The sequence below is a fragment of the Enterococcus sp. LJL99 genome (assembly GCF_054871725.1).
Genome location: NZ_JBTXLT010000001.1, coordinates 275,872 through 290,714, shown reverse-complemented (window position 1 = coordinate 290,714; position 14,843 = coordinate 275,872). Strand labels below are relative to the sequence as shown.

Genomic DNA, 14,843 nt, shown 5'->3' with positions numbered 1-14,843 from the left:
ATAAAGGAGGAGACAAAGTGACCATCGAAGAGTTAAAGAAACAAGCTGAAGAAGCATTGGAAAACGGCGATTTAGAAAAAGCGAAAGGCTTGCTTGATGAAATCAAAGCCAAGAAAAAAGCGGAGTCGCAATCGGAAGAACTATCGAAGGAACTTAACGAGTTGACAGAATCAACAAATGATGTGGAAGTAAAAACGGATGAACCAAAGCCAGAAGATAAACCTGAAGAAGTGGCTGATGTCGAAGAAGCAATTGAACAGGAACAAGAAGCAGCGGCTGCAGTGATTGAAGAAGTTGACGATCCCGAAGAAAAACTAAAAAAAGAAAAAGGAGAAGAGCGATCAATGAAAGAATTACATCAAGGAGAAAACAAGGTAAAAGATTTTGAAGCATTTATTCGTTCAGAAGGAACAGAAAGACGCTCATTAGACACGGTTAGTGGTTCAGTACTAGTACCAGTGGACGTGTCAACAAACGTATTAGAGTTAAAAGATAATTTAGTTGATTTAACGAAATATGTCACTGTTGAGGCAGTAGGAACTGGACAAGGGAAATTCCCAGTTGCTAAACGTGCCAGTGCAATTTTGGCAACAAAAGAAGAATTGGCAGAAATTGCAGAAATCAATGATCCATTATTCATTGATGTTGAATACAAATGTGCGACTCGTATTGGTCAAATTGCCTTTTCAAATGAATTACTTGAAGATTCTGAAATCGATGTAGTGGCGTATGCAGAAAAACAAATGCAACGTATGGTTCGAAACACAAACAACAAAGGTGTATTGGATGTCCTTGCTGGGTTTGGAAATAAAACGGTAACGGATGTTGACGGTCTGAAAAGTATTGTCAATGTTGAATTAGATCCTGAACTAGATATCAAAGTTGTGGTGAATCAAGATGCTTACCAATACTTGGATACCTTGAAAGACTCGCAAGGTCGTTACTTATTGCAAGATTCAATTGCAGTAGATAGCGGAAAGGTATTGTTTGGTAAAGAAGTCATTGTGGTATCCAATAAAGTGGCAAAAACACCTGCTAAATCTGTTGGCTATATCTTTATGGGTGACTTGGCAGAATCAGTCTTTATGGCCAAACGAAAAGACATTACGGCGGAATGGGAAAAATTTGACCGTTACAGCAAAGGTCTTGCGGTAGGTATCCGTTCTGATTATAAAGAAATTGATAAAGAAGCTGGATACAATGTGTTGGTCACTGCTCCAGCAGCAGGGTAATCGAAAGGAGTCGTCTTAAATGGAGTTAACAGAACTTAAAAATTATTTGAGAGTCGATACTTCACTGGACGACTCTCTTTTAGATGTCTTAAAAGAATCTGCCGAAAACTATATCACGAATGCGATAGAAAATGCGGAAGAAGTGAAACAAGACAAACGGTTTGAACTAGCAGTTGCTCTTTTAGTTGGTTCTTGGTACGCACAACGAGAAAATACCGTTCAAGGATCGATACAAGAAATTCCTTTGGGTGTTCAAAGTCTTATTACACAATTAAGGGGTGTCTGATATGGCTCAGTTTATTCAAACAAGCGATTTAAAAGAGCGAGTATCGTTTCTCTCTAAAGAATTCGTAAAAGATGATTATGGACAAACAGAAGAACGAAATATTGTTGTAGCAACTGTTTGGGCGTGTATTCGTGAACAAATGCTAAAAGAAAAAGTGGCGACAGTTGGAACGGTCCTAGAAGGAACTATTTCAGTCATTATTCGTTACAGACAAGATTTTACAATCGATACCTCAATGAAATTGAAACATAATGACCTTGAGTTTGAGATTATTGATATTTCTAAAGGAATCTATAAACAAGATTTCACTACAATCACAGCAAAGCAGGTGTAATCAATATGGCTATTCAAGTGGATGTTTCAGATGCACAACAAGCATTGAAACGATTAGAAAAGAAAGCTGAATCTGCTGAAAAAGAAGCTGTTGAACAAGCAAGTAAATTTATAGCACAAACGTTAGAGAAGAATACGCCTGTATGGACAGGGAAAAAATCAAAAGGAAAACGTGGAAGCTATATGAACAAACATGCGAGCAGTGAAGTTGTGTATATGAAAGTTAAAAACGGCGAATCATTTGTCGGATACTCAGACGAAGTTTCTTGGCGAATGCATTTTGTTGAATTTGGCACGTTTAAACAACTCCCACAAGCAGTCGTTCAAAAAACGCAAACACAAATAGAACAGGAAGTACTTTCAATCATGGAAAAAGTGATAAAGGGGGCGTTACTTGGATGAAGACAGCAGTCGCAATGGTTTATGAATTGTTAAAAAATGAAGCACTGTTAAAATCAGTTGATATTCATACAAATGGGATACCAGAAACCAAATTAACAAGTCCAGTCCTCCCTATCATGAGAATTATAGAGCTACAGGGTGATTATACTGATTTTTCTTCGGATAATCCCTTAACGATTACGTTTTACATTCAAATAGATTTATGGGTGTCCAATTTAAAAGAAGTTGATACTTATTATTATGCTTTGGATTTACTTATGCGAAAAAACGGATGGGAATGTACCTACACGGAGCAAACGGATGATGAGGATTTAAAGAATGCGAAACGAATAATTAAACGATACATCGGAACAATGAATTTAGAAATGAATTAAAAGAAAAGGAGCAATTAAATTATGGCAAGTATTGGATTTAAAAAAGCAATTTTCACGATTGGCGAAAAAACGTTCGTAGTGGACAAAACACAAGGTGGAACCATTGATGCAAAAATCAGTGGGATTTCAAACGAGGCAACAACCGTTGATGCCTCAGACATTCCTTTTTTCGTTTATCAAAAAGGCGTGGGAAATATCACTTGTGATTTAACCCTATTTGATATTCAAAGTGTAGAAGGATTATACCCAACATTATATGGTATCAAGTCGGAAGATGGCGTTGCTATTGTTGGAGCGGATACTTCAGCGCCGTATACTTCTTTAGTTTTAGTGTCAGAAAACCACGAAGGAAACGATTTGTATTTTGGCTTGACGAAAGGGAAGTTTGCGCATCCTGATTTAGAATTAGGAACAAAAACATCGGATGGGAAAGTCGATCCTAAGACAGTGGCAACTAGTGGTTCATTTATTGCAGACGTTAGAGGATATGCTTATATGACTGCTGTTCAATCAGAAACAGTCACAGAAGATGCATTTATTAAAAAAGTAAATAATGTAAAAGCTGCAGGGTAAACAATGAAAGAGAGAGCAATGATGTTCTCTCTTTTTTTATAGTTAGAAATGAAAAGGAGAATAAGATGTTAGAACTTAAATTAAAAATTGATGGAAAAACAAAAACATTTAAACAAAAAGAAGTGAGCGCACGCTCAATGCGCAATATGTTAGCCTTCTACTCAAAAACGGAAAAATCAGAAGAAGAAAAAAGTCTTTCCGAATTAGAAATGTTAGACGAAATGATTGTATTGGTTGCGGACTTATTCCCTGATCCAGCTGTTAATTTTGATTCAATTCTAGACGGTCTTTCTGCAGAAGAGTTGTTTTCTTCTTTGTCCAATGTATTGGAACAAGTGGCTGATATGGGGAAGCAGATGACTACACCGACGATTGCGAAAGCATAACATTTAAAGAAGCAAGTAAGCAACTTGATAAATTATACAAACAATTGATTGAAGGCGGTTGGACGATTTCAGACGTAGAAACTGCTGACTATTTTTATTTATTGCATTTATTTACAGAAACAACGAGCAAAGAGGACGAACGAATGAGCGCAGAAGCGTTCTTTCAATCGATTGGACAAAGTACAAAGTAAATGGCTGAGTAAAAGGCTTTTAGAGCCATTATTCAGTCGTTTTTTTATTTTAAAGAAGAGGTGACAACATGGCTAAAGAAGGAAAACCGATTGGGAATATTCGGTTAGGTGTTAGTTTGGACGGGACAGAACTTTCTACAACGATTGACCAAGTGAATCAGCAACTTAAAGTAGCAGAAAGTTCGATGAAAGCGAATCTTAAAGTTTTTGATAAAGCACAAAATAGTTATGATGCATTAGCTCAAAAACAAAAGGATTTAACCGATGTAACAGGCGCTTACGATAAAAAGGTGGATTTACTAACGCAACGATTAAAAAGCCAAGAGAGCGCTGAAAATCGCAATGAGAAAGCCATTGCAAATACGAAAAAACAATTGAACGATGCCATTGCTAAACAAAGTGCGTATGCGCAACAATTAGATAAAACGAAACAAGAAATTATTTATGTTGAAAATGGTGTAAATGATTTAAAAGATGCACTGAAACAAAACGAAAAAGCAATGAATGATGAAGTTAAAGCGTTGTCTTCGGTAGGCGATAAAGCAGGTGCCGCAGAAGCGAAAATGAAAGGGTTAGCTACACAGTCCGACTTGCTAAAAAAATCAATTAAAGCACAAGAAAATGTGGTCGATCAGATGGCCAAAGAGTTTGGTGAATCATCTACACAAGTTGAAAAGGCTGAAAAATCACTACAATCATTGAAAAACCAAAGTTCTATTACTGAAAAGCAATTAGACGGGTTAAAAAATGAGACAAGAGAAACCAGTGAAGAATTTAAGGAATCAAGCACAGCAACAGAAGTGTTTCAAGGCTCTCTGTTAGCAAACTTTGCGACAGCTGGTATCGAGAAAGTGAAAGATGCGTTAGGCAGTGTGATTGAGAACCTTAACGAATCCAGCAAACAATACAATGAGTTGAAAGCGCAATTAGGTAGTGGCGTGGATATCAGCAAACTACAAGGTAGTATTCAATCTGTTTTTAAAGATGGTTTTGGCGATGATTTGGATGAAATTAAAGAAGCTATGGTTCAAATAAAGCAGATGATGCCTCAGCTAAATGGAAAAGAACTTGAAAGTATGACGGAAGGAGCACTAGCGTTTACTAAAGCAACAGGATTAGATATGAACGAGTCTATACGAGGTGCCATCTCTTTAATGGAAAACTTCGGCCTTACTTCCACACAAGCATTTGACCTAATGAATAAAGGTGCTCAAAATGGCTTAAATAGAAGCGGAGAGTTAGCAGATAACTTAACGGAATACGGTCAATTATGGGCCCAGAATGGATTTAGTGCCGAGCAAATGTTTGCTATTTTGGATAATGGATTGAGAAACGGTGCTTTCAATTTAGATAAAGTGAATGATTTTGTAAAAGAATTTGGGGTTTCACTTTCAGATGGAAGAATAGAAGAAAATTTAGGTTCGTTCAGTCAAGGAACTCAAGAATTATTTGCTCAATTTAAAGAAGGTAAAGCTACTTCACAAGATGTTTTTAACTCAGTAATTAATGATTTAAAAGGAATGACTAATGAACAAGATCAAGCAACATTGGCATCGAATATTTGGTCAGCTCTAGGAGAAGATAACAGTCTAAAAGTTATTAAATCATTGAATAATACGAATGAAGCATATAAAAACGTTAAAGGAACGACTGATGAAGTAAATAATGCCATCAAAAATAGTGAACCTTTTGAAGCGTTAAAACGGAATGTACAAGGAGCGTTTACTCCATTTAGTGAAAAAATTAGTGGGTTAAAATCCCAAATAACAGATTTAATAAATAATGCTTTTGAAAATTTTCCTACAGTATCTTCTTTAGGAATTGGCGCGTTGGTTGCTGGTATAGCCACTTTAGCTGTGGCCTTTATTGTGGCCTTAGTACCAGCAGGTATCTTTTCTAATATGATGGCTGCTATGGGAACAGCGATAGGTGTTATAACCAGTCCAATTGCTCTAACTATTGGAGCTATCGCTTTGTTAGTAGGTGCTTTTGTCCTCGCCTATCAAAATATAAAGCCATTCAAAGATTTTATAGATAGTTTGTTAGAAAGTATTCGTAATTTTGCGGAAAAAGTCTATAACGAGTATATAAAGCCAGCGTTAGACGAAGTCGTTCGAGCATTTAATGAACTTTCAACTGCAATAAAAACTTGGTGGGACCAAAACGGCGCACAGTTTTTAGCAGCTGTTCAAAATTTCTTTAGTGTGATATGGGCATTGATTCAGCCAGCATTACAAATGTGGTCTGGAATCTTTGGCTCTACTTTCAGAACCATTGTAGACCTTGTAAAAATTGGTTGGGATACAATTAAAGGTGTGTTTAGTGGTACTTTTACTGTAATCAAAGGGTTATTAGATATATTTATCGGTGTATTTACTGGAGATTGGTCAAAAGCATGGAACGGTGTGAAATCAATCGTTGAAGGTGTTTGGAAAATGATTACCAGCGGTTTTGAAGGTTTTGTTAATGGAATTACTCGATTGGCTGGTGGCATTGGAGATGCGATTGCTTCTGGTATTGGTGGCGCAGTAAACGGTGTTATTGATGCGATTAACTGGGTACTTGATAAATTAGGAGCAGATAAGATCGGTCACGTTTCTTGGGGCGGTGGTAAAAAGTATGCGAAAGGTACTGACGGTCATACTGGTGGAAATGCCATTGTCAATGATGGAGCTGGCGCAGAAATGGTCCAATTACCAAATGGGCGAGCGTTTATTCCAGAAGGTCGAAATGTCTTTATTCCAAACATGCCAGTAGGAACAAGAGTATTCACTGCTGAACAAACTGCAATGATGTTCGGTAAGAATTCACCAACCTTCCGCTATAAAAACGGAATAGGAAACTTTATTGGTGACGTGTGGCAGTCAACAAAAGAAATAGCTGGTAAGGCTTGGAACGGTGTAAAAGATTTTACTGGCGACATTTTAGACTTTATCGGTGACCCAATAGGTCTATTAAAAAATGTATTTGCTGATTTTGCGAACTTTGGTGATTTATTCAACCCTTGGCTTGGAATGGCTAAAGGCGGTGTGAATTTTGTCATGGATTCAGCGAAAGACTTCCTAACAGGATTGTTCAAAAAGAAAGAAGCAGAAACACCTAAAGTGAACTATAATCCGACAGCAGGAGTGGAACAATGGCGAGCAATCGCTAAAAAAGCATTACAAATGGAAGGACAATACACGGAAGCCAACTTGACAGCTCTACTTTATCAAATGCAAACAGAGAGTGGAGGAAATCCAAACGCAATTAATGATTGGGATATTAATGCAATTAATGGTGTTCCATCACAAGGATTACTACAAGTTATTCCACCAACGTTCAGAACGTATGCAAGACCAGGTTATGATAAATCATTAACCGATCCATTATCAAATATTTTAGCATCGATTCGTTATGCAGTTGCGAGATATGGCTCATTGACTGCAGCATATAGAGGTGTGGGGTATGCGAATGGTGGCTTTATTACAAAACAACACTTGGCAATGGTTGGTGAAGGGAACAAACCAGAAGTCGTTATTCCTCTGGATAAAGCAAAACGAAGCCGTGCTATGCAACTATTAGCAAAAACAAAGAGTTTGTTAGGCGACAACGAAGGAACGATTTTACAACAAAACGTGACTACAGACACCAAAAATTTAGAAGAAAAATTTGATACAATGATTCAATTAATGACTCAACTACTAGCGAAAGATAATAATACCTATTTAGATGGTAAAAAGGTAAATAAGCAATTGGAGGGAATCAAAAAAGATAATGCCATCATAACGAATAAACGGCTAGGTTTAATATAAAAATGAGGAGAGGGCAGAAGCTCTCTTTTTTTTATTTTGATACGACAAAAAATATACAAGTAGTTGAAAAGGAAAGGAGAAGACTATGAGTTTTTATCAAGATAGATATATTAAATTTAATGACAGAACTTCAGATGGATTCTTTTTTATTGTAGACAAAAAAGAAGAATTACTATCTAAATCGATTGATACACAAGAAATACCTAATAGCTATGGTTCAAAACTAGAATCTATTAAATACAATTCAAAAAAAATTATTCTAAACATTTTATTTACAATGGAACAATTACAGGAAGCTAAAATCACTTCTATTCATGATTTGAAGCGATCGATTGCTTACTTTTTCGATTCTGATACACCTCAAAAATTTTGGGATAGTAAGGACCCAAATGTTTACTGTAATGTTTTGTTTAATGGAACCTCTGAAATAGAGTTTTTAGGCAACAAGACAGCCACTACTGAGATTGAGTTACTCATATTAGATGGACTGCATTATTCAGTTGTAGAAAAAGAATTTAGTGCTTATACAAACAGTGAGGATGTATTAGAAGCACTAATAGAAAGTGACGGAACAGCAGAATCAGTTGTTTCTTATGAAATGAAAATGAATCATGACAATGGGTATGTGGGCATCGTTTCGGAATATGGCGTGATGGAGTTTGGAAAACGAGATGAAGTGGATGGAGTTATTGCTGAAAAAAGTACGGTATTAACATCAAATAAATCAGGAGATTTTGCCAACTGGTCTGATGGAAATATTTTTTATGAGAATCAGAATAAAAAGAAAGTAACTACCATGACGAGCGATACCAAATATGGTGGTCGTCTAGGGATTATGCCACAAAATTATACTAATCCTTCAAATTACTCATGTTTTGGAGCAATCAAAGAAAAAGCATTTACTGAATCTAGTGAACACTTCTATTTATGGGCGCAAGCATGGTTCGAAACTGGTCTAATGGGACAAACAGGTTGTTGGACATTAGCTATTTTAGATGAAAATAATTATATTCTTGCAGGGATGGCATTGGAAAAAGTAGATAAGGTGGGGAACTCCGCAACTTGTCGTTTTTTAGTAGGAGTTGGAAACGGTGGGAGTCGGGTAATCAATACGATTGTGTTTACACCATCATTTTGGGAAAAAGATAACCCATATGGTTCTGAATCAAGAGGAGCGAATAGGAATCCTTTTGACATAAGAAAAGAAGGTGGAAGTATTCGTTTTTTTTGGAGAGGTAAGTATTATACGTATTTACTTCCAGAGTTAGCCAATCGAAAAGCAAAAACATTACAATTTTTTGTCGGTCAGTACAAAGGGCAAAATACAACGAAGCAGCAAGTCACACACATGTATATCAATAATTTAGCATTTACCAGATTAAAAGAACCTTATTGGAAGGATACACCTAATAGATATGCACCAGATGATGTGCTCAGGATGGACGGACAAACCAAGACTCCTTATGTAAATGAATTGCCTAGGTATTCAGATCAGTTAAAAGGAACAGAGTATTTCACTATCCCTAAAGGAAAAACGAAAATTAATTTTTATTTTTCTGACTTTAACAAACCAGATCCAGAAATAAAAGTGTATTTAAAGGAGGCGTTTATATGATAAAAGAGAAAGCCCCTATTATATCCATTAGAGATAGTGCAGATGTTCAAATAGGCGTACTATATGGCTATTTTAATGATTCTATAGAAATGTTTCTAGAAGGAAAAGTTGGTGTGCTTACTTTGTCTGTACTAGACGAAAATAATTATCGTTCATTATTAAGTGAAGGGAACTCGTTATCCTTTACGTATCGAGAAACAGATTTTCATATGACTATTGTAAAAAAAGAAGAAGACGAAAATTTGATAACTATTACAGCATGGTCATTAGTTTTAGAATTAAACAATGAAACAAAAGCATCTTATGACGGAAAGTCAATGACTTTTGCTCAATACGTAAATGCTTTTGATGGCGAGAAAATACTTACGCTGAACGTTAATGAAGTTTCAGACAAAAAGATTTCGTATAAGTGGGAATCACAACAGACTATGCTAGAAAGATTATTTAGTTTAGCCACAGTATTTGATGCAGAAATAGAATTTAACTCTGTCCTAAATGACGATGGCTCATTAAAACAGATGGAAATTAATGCGTATAAAGCTCATGACGAGAATAATCAAGGCTTGGGAAAAAATCGTTCAAATGAAGTATTTTATTTCGGCGAAGACATTACAACAGTCAAAAAGACGAGCGATATTATGAATCTTTATACTGCAATCAGAGCAAAAGGAAAAGATGGATTAAGTTTAAGTGGGTATAAAATGAATGATGTAGTAGATGAAGATGGAAATACCCTATACTACTTAAAAAATGGCATGATTTATGCGCCGCAATCACGAGAACAATTTCCATCAAATTTAATTAATAAAAATGATGGTTGGACTGTTTACGATTGGGAAACAGAATATTCTACACAAGCTTCATTAGCTGGGAATGCATTAACTAAATTAAAAGAACTATGTATACCAGCTGTTACATGGACAATTGAGGGATATATTAAAGCAGATATAGGAGATACGATTTCAGTTCATGATAGTGGCTATTCGCCAACATTATTACTAATCGCACGAATTAATTCTCAAAAATTATGCATGACCAATCCTAGTACGTGTGAAACTACTTTCTCAAACGTCAAACAAATTCAATCGGAAGTTTCACAGGATTTAATTGCTCGAATGAATGAACTAATCGAAGCAAATAAAAAATATGAGTACCAAATAGTAACCAATAATGGAACAACCTTTAAAAATGGAGAAGGACAAACAACGTTAACAGCAAAAGTTTTAGATGGTGTTAAAGACATTACAGACACCTTCAATTTACGTTGGACAAAAGATGGTAATTCGGTAGGCATAAATAAATCGATAACGATTAATGCTTCTGATGTTTCTTCTAAAGCAATATATCGGTTTGATGTATTAGATGAGGAAGGATTATCTAAAGGAGGCTACGAAGTAACTATCGTCAATGTGAATGATGGTGTCGGTATTCCAGGAAAGCAAGGAGCTGATGGTAAAACACCTATACTGCACACAGCATATGCATTCTCAGATGATGGCAAAAAATGGTTCAGTAATCAATACCCAAGACCAAATTTATTTAAGGATTCGCATGTGTACAAGACTGGGAAACTTGGAAAGATTGGTTTATTAGAATATTTATCTACGGGTTTATGGGCAGATTGGTTTGTTATTGATACTGAACTTAAAAAGATGTTAAAACCAAGCACGACTTATTCGATACAATATACATTCGAATTATTAACTAAAACCGCGAACACAACAGCATTCACGCAATCAGCTCACGGAACATTATTACTGTATAAAGATGGAAATACACCATATATTCAATTGGGTGGCGTAGCGAATAATGTACCTGATGCAAATACATGGGTTGTAGGAACTAAACGGACTAGAAAAGCTACATTTACAACACCAGCTGATTTAACTGGATGGAGAATATTAGCGTATACTTATCGATCTATGAATGGAACGACTTTTGTTAGGTTAGAGCGTGGTAAATTCTTTGATATTAAAATAGAAGAGAGTGGTAATAGTTTATCAGATAACACAACTGGTATTGTAGCTAATTCTGATGATAGTGAGTACTATTCAAAACCAACGTTCACTGGAACATATGCTGACTATACTCTAGAAGATTCCACTAATCCTGACGACTACACATGGGTACCAAATAGAAGTGATAGTAGAATGCATGTTGCGTATTCTAACTCAGAAGATAAGACAGATATAGTAACTGCGTGGCCTAGACCTAACATTTACCCATTAACACATGGACTATTTGCAGTAATGTCAAATGATGCTACCAATTACCCCGTAACTGCTCAGGATATCACTGAGAACGGCATATTATTCAGACGTGTAAAAAGAACTGAAATTACTAAGAATCCTAGCGTATTATCATTATATAATAGTATTGGAATTGATCCTTCTAAATATGCCGGAAAACGTCTAGCTATAAGCTATATAGGTCGTGCTGATAAAAGTTATCCAATGACTATAATGAGTTATGCTCAAAATTCTTCTACTGGAGCAACAACGGCTAATTATGATCATTATCACTATACTACAATCGGAACTGAGTGGTCTACATTTACAACCATATGGCAATCTTGGCCTTCTGACTGTAATATACTTAGATTCCTAGCCTATCAACCAACAGGAGCGAATGCGGCTAGCACATATTTAGATTTCGCGCATTTCAAAATTGAGATACTAGAACCTGGGCAAGAACCAACACCATACTATCCATACGGTAAAGAAGTTGCATTTAAATATATAGGGACATACTCAGACACACTATTGGAATCTTCAACAGATCCGACTAAATATGGTTGGAATCCTTGGAAGGGTGAACAAGGACCGGCAAAGTATATGTGGGTAGCCTATGCGGATGATGGAAATGGAAAAAACCTATCGTTTACTTCTGAGGGAAAGCTATACATGGGAATTGCAGAAAATAAGGATAGTAGTACACCAAGTAAAATTGCTTCGGATTACAAATGGTCTGCTATGACTGATTCCAAAGGATTAACACAGATACAGACTGATATTGCAAGAATACCAACGATAACGACTAGTGCAAATCCTCCAGTTGAACCTAAACCGAAAAATGGTGATGGCTGGTGGGTGATGAGTGGGAACAAGATAACAGAATATCGAATCTACGGAGACGGTGAGTGGCATTCACAAGAAATTGATCAGAGCGTTTTGAATATTAGGGAATTAAATGCAGTTGATATTACAGGATCTACAATTACAGGGGCAACGATGAATGGTTCAGTCATTACTAGTACGTTTGATAGACGAATGATAGAGGGTAGTGATGTTGCTTGGGTTCGAGGAACGTCTAAAATGTCCGATGGTAGGGTTCTAATTACTTCAGAACAGTATGAGAAAGCTACTGGGAAAATCATAAGTACAAGCACAGATTATTTTGAAGCTGGGGGCGTTAAAGGATCAACTAGAAATGAAGCATTAGGGAGGTACACGAATTATGATGTTGGCGGAGGTGGCGCTGCTAGTGCAGATAATGATGGTTCTATACGTTATGGAAGTGCTGGAATCGTTGGTATAGATAATACAACGATGATGAAGGTAAATTTCCCTAAAGAGGCTTTAATTGATACCAGTTGGGTTTCTATAGGAGGTAATACTTCGCTACATTGGCGAGTAACTGGTGGGGTTTTATATATTCGTTTTGATGGTTGGGCGTGGAATAAAACGGGTCAAATGGGAAGTATACCTATCAAATATATTCCTCAAATTGGTCATTTTTTTATGGTTTCTTGCAATAATACGAACGGAACACAGGATAATTTCCAACTTCAAAAGGAGGGAGGACTGTTTCGATTAACCAATCGATGCGGAACAAATGGATTTAAACAAATTGTCACTATTGGACCAATTTACTAAATGTATTTTTTCAGATTATTTAAATGAGAGAGGTGGAAGTTATGCAAAATAAATTATTAACAAAAATAGTAGCAGTTCAAAGTATTGCAAATGGCTTATGGTTAGCATTTCATGATGATGTAGCCTATTATTCACCATTAGAAAATATAGGTTTTCTCGATAGTCCACTCTTTTGGGGGTTGGCTATTTTTTTAGGTGTAATTTTACTTTTGTCTATCTATTTTAAAGCAAAGTTACCACAACGAATTTTTATAATCATCTTAAATATGTTCTGGATGATGTACACGACCATCCTTATATTAAATGAATTTTTTGGTGTATCTAATATGGATTGGATTCTATTTCTAGGGTATAACATATTCATTTATCTTTCGGCTAAATACGAGGTGTTTTGATGGAAGCATGGATTACGCCAGCGGTCATTGTAGCAATCATTACAGGGCTGTTTACTTATATGGGAACGAAGAGTCAAACACGTATGCAAAAAGACGACAAAGCGTTTGACATTATGGAAAAACGATTAGCAAAACTTGAGGAAAAGGTCGATAAATTACAAGCTGATTTAGATATAAAAAATGAGTTGTTAGCTGAAAAAGACCGAGTGATTATTCAGCAACAACATGAAATAGATGATTTGAAAGAAGAAAATGGTTATTTAGTTAAAAAACTAGAAAAGAAAGAAGGAAATAAAAAATGAAAATGTCTAACGAAACATATAACAAAGTGAAGTGGATTGTATCTATTGTTTTGCCAGCTACAGGGGTTCTTGTTGGCTCACTAGGTAAAACGTATGGGTGGGAAGCGACAGATATTGCTGTAACCACTATTGCAGCAATTACAACCTTTTTAGGTGCGACGATGTTACACAGCACAGCTCAATATAATAAAGAAGGTGAAGAGTAATGCCAGATATTAATAAAATGATTAAATGGATGTCAGAGCGTAAAGGAAAAGTAACCTATTCAATGAATGCTCGTTTAGGTCCAACTAGCTACGACTGTTCAAGTGCTGTTTATCTAGCATTGATTGCTGGAGGTTTTTTACAGCAAGACAAGATGGGGAATACAGATAGTTTATTTGGCGATTTAGAAGCTAATGGATGGCAAAAAGTAGCGTTAAACTCAAAAGGTTACTACGAGGTTAAACGAGGTGACATTTTTATTTGGGGTGATCGTGGAGCAAGTGGTGGCGCAGCAGGTCATACAGGTATTTTTACGGATGACAAGGATACTATCATCCATTGTAATTATGGATATAATGGAATTTCCGTAAATGATCACGATATTATTTGGGGTTATAACGGCAAGCCACCTGTTACAATTTATCGTTATATAGGCAAAGGAGAGCAAACCACAACACCAAGCAAAACGAACTCCGTAAAGCCTCAACTATCGTCTCAAAGTAACAAAGCACAAAAAGTAAATCAAGGGATTTACAGGGCGGACGATTTACAAAAGGTTAATGGTATCTGGCAAGTACGTTGTAACTTCCTTGTGCCGACTGAATTCAACTGGACGGATAACGGTATCTCAGTTGATGATATTGTTTTAGTAGACAGTAACGGATATATCCTCAAAGACCAAACTACCAAGACAGGTAGTTTATTTGTTTTTAACACAAATTATATTAAGTCTGTCAGCGGTGCTCAAACTGGTTCGGGAAACTATAAGTGGTGTCAGGTTAATTTATCGCATAGTGGTAATATTTGGCTGTCTGTGATGGATAAAAACGATTTAATTCATAAAGTTAGTAATGCGTAAAAAGAAAAAACCTAGATTAAAT

The 14,843-nt window shown here is 36.1% G+C and carries 15 protein-coding genes; all 15 read left to right on the top strand.

Translation table 11 applies throughout. The annotated features are described in order from the left end of the window. Positions 1-17: 17 nt before the first annotated feature. The 15 genes from ACYSNW_RS01360 (at position 18) to ACYSNW_RS01290 (ending at position 14,821) form a co-directional block, all read left to right on the top strand. Entirely contained in the window at positions 18-1,232 is a 1,215-nt protein-coding gene (locus ACYSNW_RS01360; protein ID WP_461742525.1) for a phage major capsid protein, read from the top strand. A gap of 19 nt (positions 1,233-1,251) precedes the next feature. Further along, positions 1,252-1,518: a head-tail connector protein gene (locus tag ACYSNW_RS01355; RefSeq protein WP_461742524.1), complete on the top strand. Its 267-nt coding sequence runs from the start codon at positions 1,252-1,254 to the stop codon at positions 1,516-1,518. Between the two features lies 1 nt (position 1,519). Beyond that, on the top strand, positions 1,520-1,852 hold the full coding sequence (locus ACYSNW_RS01350) for a phage head closure protein (RefSeq protein ID WP_461742522.1): 333 nt from the start codon (positions 1,520-1,522) through the stop codon (positions 1,850-1,852). A 5-nt stretch (positions 1,853-1,857) separates the two neighbouring features. Continuing rightward, a complete protein-coding gene (locus tag ACYSNW_RS01345; RefSeq protein ID WP_461742521.1) occupies positions 1,858-2,253 on the top strand; it encodes an HK97-gp10 family putative phage morphogenesis protein in 396 nt (131 codons plus the stop codon). Then, entirely contained in the window at positions 2,250-2,627 is a 378-nt protein-coding gene (locus tag ACYSNW_RS01340) for a hypothetical protein (RefSeq protein ID WP_461742520.1), read from the top strand. The genes ACYSNW_RS01345 and ACYSNW_RS01340 overlap by 4 nt, the downstream gene beginning before the upstream one ends. Before the next feature lie 21 nt (positions 2,628-2,648). Then, a complete protein-coding gene (locus tag ACYSNW_RS01335) occupies positions 2,649-3,200 on the top strand; it encodes a major tail protein (RefSeq protein ID WP_461742519.1) in 552 nt (183 codons plus the stop codon). A gap of 65 nt (positions 3,201-3,265) precedes the next feature. Further along, positions 3,266-3,586, top strand: coding sequence for a phage tail assembly chaperone G (gpG, locus tag ACYSNW_RS01330; RefSeq protein ID WP_461742518.1), 321 nt, complete (start codon positions 3,266-3,268; stop codon positions 3,584-3,586). A gap of 44 nt (positions 3,587-3,630) precedes the next feature. Continuing rightward, the gene (locus ACYSNW_RS01325) at positions 3,631-3,777 is read left to right on the top strand and encodes a hypothetical protein (protein WP_461742517.1); all 147 of its coding nucleotides are present in this window, start codon (positions 3,631-3,633) and stop codon (positions 3,775-3,777) included. 68 nt (positions 3,778-3,845) lie between these two features. Continuing rightward, complete coding sequence (locus ACYSNW_RS01320; RefSeq protein ID WP_461742516.1) at positions 3,846-7,571, top strand: phage tail tape measure protein; 3,726 nt, start codon at positions 3,846-3,848, stop codon at positions 7,569-7,571. A gap of 85 nt (positions 7,572-7,656) precedes the next feature. Further along, positions 7,657-9,186 carry a phage tail domain-containing protein gene (locus ACYSNW_RS01315; protein WP_461742515.1) on the top strand — a complete coding sequence of 510 codons (1,530 nt, stop codon included), beginning with the start codon at positions 7,657-7,659 and terminating at the stop codon, positions 9,184-9,186. After that, positions 9,183-13,061, top strand: coding sequence for a hypothetical protein (locus ACYSNW_RS01310; protein ID WP_461742514.1), 3,879 nt, complete (start codon positions 9,183-9,185; stop codon positions 13,059-13,061). The genes ACYSNW_RS01315 and ACYSNW_RS01310 overlap by 4 nt, the downstream gene beginning before the upstream one ends. 41 nt (positions 13,062-13,102) lie before the next feature. Beyond that, positions 13,103-13,456: a hypothetical protein gene (locus tag ACYSNW_RS01305; RefSeq protein ID WP_461742513.1), complete on the top strand. Its 354-nt coding sequence runs from the start codon at positions 13,103-13,105 to the stop codon at positions 13,454-13,456. Next, positions 13,456-13,758 carry a hypothetical protein gene (locus ACYSNW_RS01300; protein WP_461742512.1) on the top strand — a complete coding sequence of 101 codons (303 nt, stop codon included), beginning with the start codon at positions 13,456-13,458 and terminating at the stop codon, positions 13,756-13,758. Before ACYSNW_RS01305 ends, ACYSNW_RS01300 begins: the two co-directional genes overlap by 1 nt. Then, positions 13,755-13,964, top strand: coding sequence for a phage holin (locus tag ACYSNW_RS01295; protein ID WP_461742511.1), 210 nt, complete (start codon positions 13,755-13,757; stop codon positions 13,962-13,964). The genes ACYSNW_RS01300 and ACYSNW_RS01295 overlap by 4 nt, the downstream gene beginning before the upstream one ends. Then, positions 13,964-14,821, top strand: a complete 858-nt coding sequence (locus tag ACYSNW_RS01290) for a peptidoglycan amidohydrolase family protein (protein ID WP_461742510.1) — start codon at positions 13,964-13,966, stop codon at positions 14,819-14,821. Before ACYSNW_RS01295 ends, ACYSNW_RS01290 begins: the two co-directional genes overlap by 1 nt. Positions 14,822-14,843 lie beyond the last annotated feature (22 nt).

Bases quoted from the DNA above. Each gene is read 5' to 3' on its own strand.
- ACYSNW_RS01355 (WP_461742524.1), top strand. From the start codon at position 1,252: ATGGAGTTAACAGAACTTAAAAATTATTTGAGAGTCGATACTTCACTG.
- ACYSNW_RS01350 (WP_461742522.1), top strand. From the start codon at position 1,520: ATGGCTCAGTTTATTCAAACAAGCGATTTAAAAGAGCGAGTATCGTTT.
- ACYSNW_RS01345 (WP_461742521.1), top strand. From the start codon at position 1,858: ATGGCTATTCAAGTGGATGTTTCAGATGCACAACAAGCATTGAAACGA.
- ACYSNW_RS01340 (WP_461742520.1), top strand. From the start codon at position 2,250: ATGAAGACAGCAGTCGCAATGGTTTATGAATTGTTAAAAAATGAAGCA.
- ACYSNW_RS01335 (WP_461742519.1), top strand. From the start codon at position 2,649: ATGGCAAGTATTGGATTTAAAAAAGCAATTTTCACGATTGGCGAAAAA.
- gpG (WP_461742518.1), top strand. From the start codon at position 3,266: ATGTTAGAACTTAAATTAAAAATTGATGGAAAAACAAAAACATTTAAA.
- ACYSNW_RS01320 (WP_461742516.1), top strand. From the start codon at position 3,846: ATGGCTAAAGAAGGAAAACCGATTGGGAATATTCGGTTAGGTGTTAGT.
- ACYSNW_RS01315 (WP_461742515.1), top strand. From the start codon at position 7,657: ATGAGTTTTTATCAAGATAGATATATTAAATTTAATGACAGAACTTCA.
- ACYSNW_RS01310 (WP_461742514.1), top strand. From the start codon at position 9,183: ATGATAAAAGAGAAAGCCCCTATTATATCCATTAGAGATAGTGCAGAT.
- ACYSNW_RS01305 (WP_461742513.1), top strand. From the start codon at position 13,103: ATGCAAAATAAATTATTAACAAAAATAGTAGCAGTTCAAAGTATTGCA.
- ACYSNW_RS01300 (WP_461742512.1), top strand. From the start codon at position 13,456: ATGGAAGCATGGATTACGCCAGCGGTCATTGTAGCAATCATTACAGGG.
- ACYSNW_RS01295 (WP_461742511.1), top strand. From the start codon at position 13,755: ATGAAAATGTCTAACGAAACATATAACAAAGTGAAGTGGATTGTATCT.
- ACYSNW_RS01290 (WP_461742510.1), top strand. From the start codon at position 13,964: ATGCCAGATATTAATAAAATGATTAAATGGATGTCAGAGCGTAAAGGA.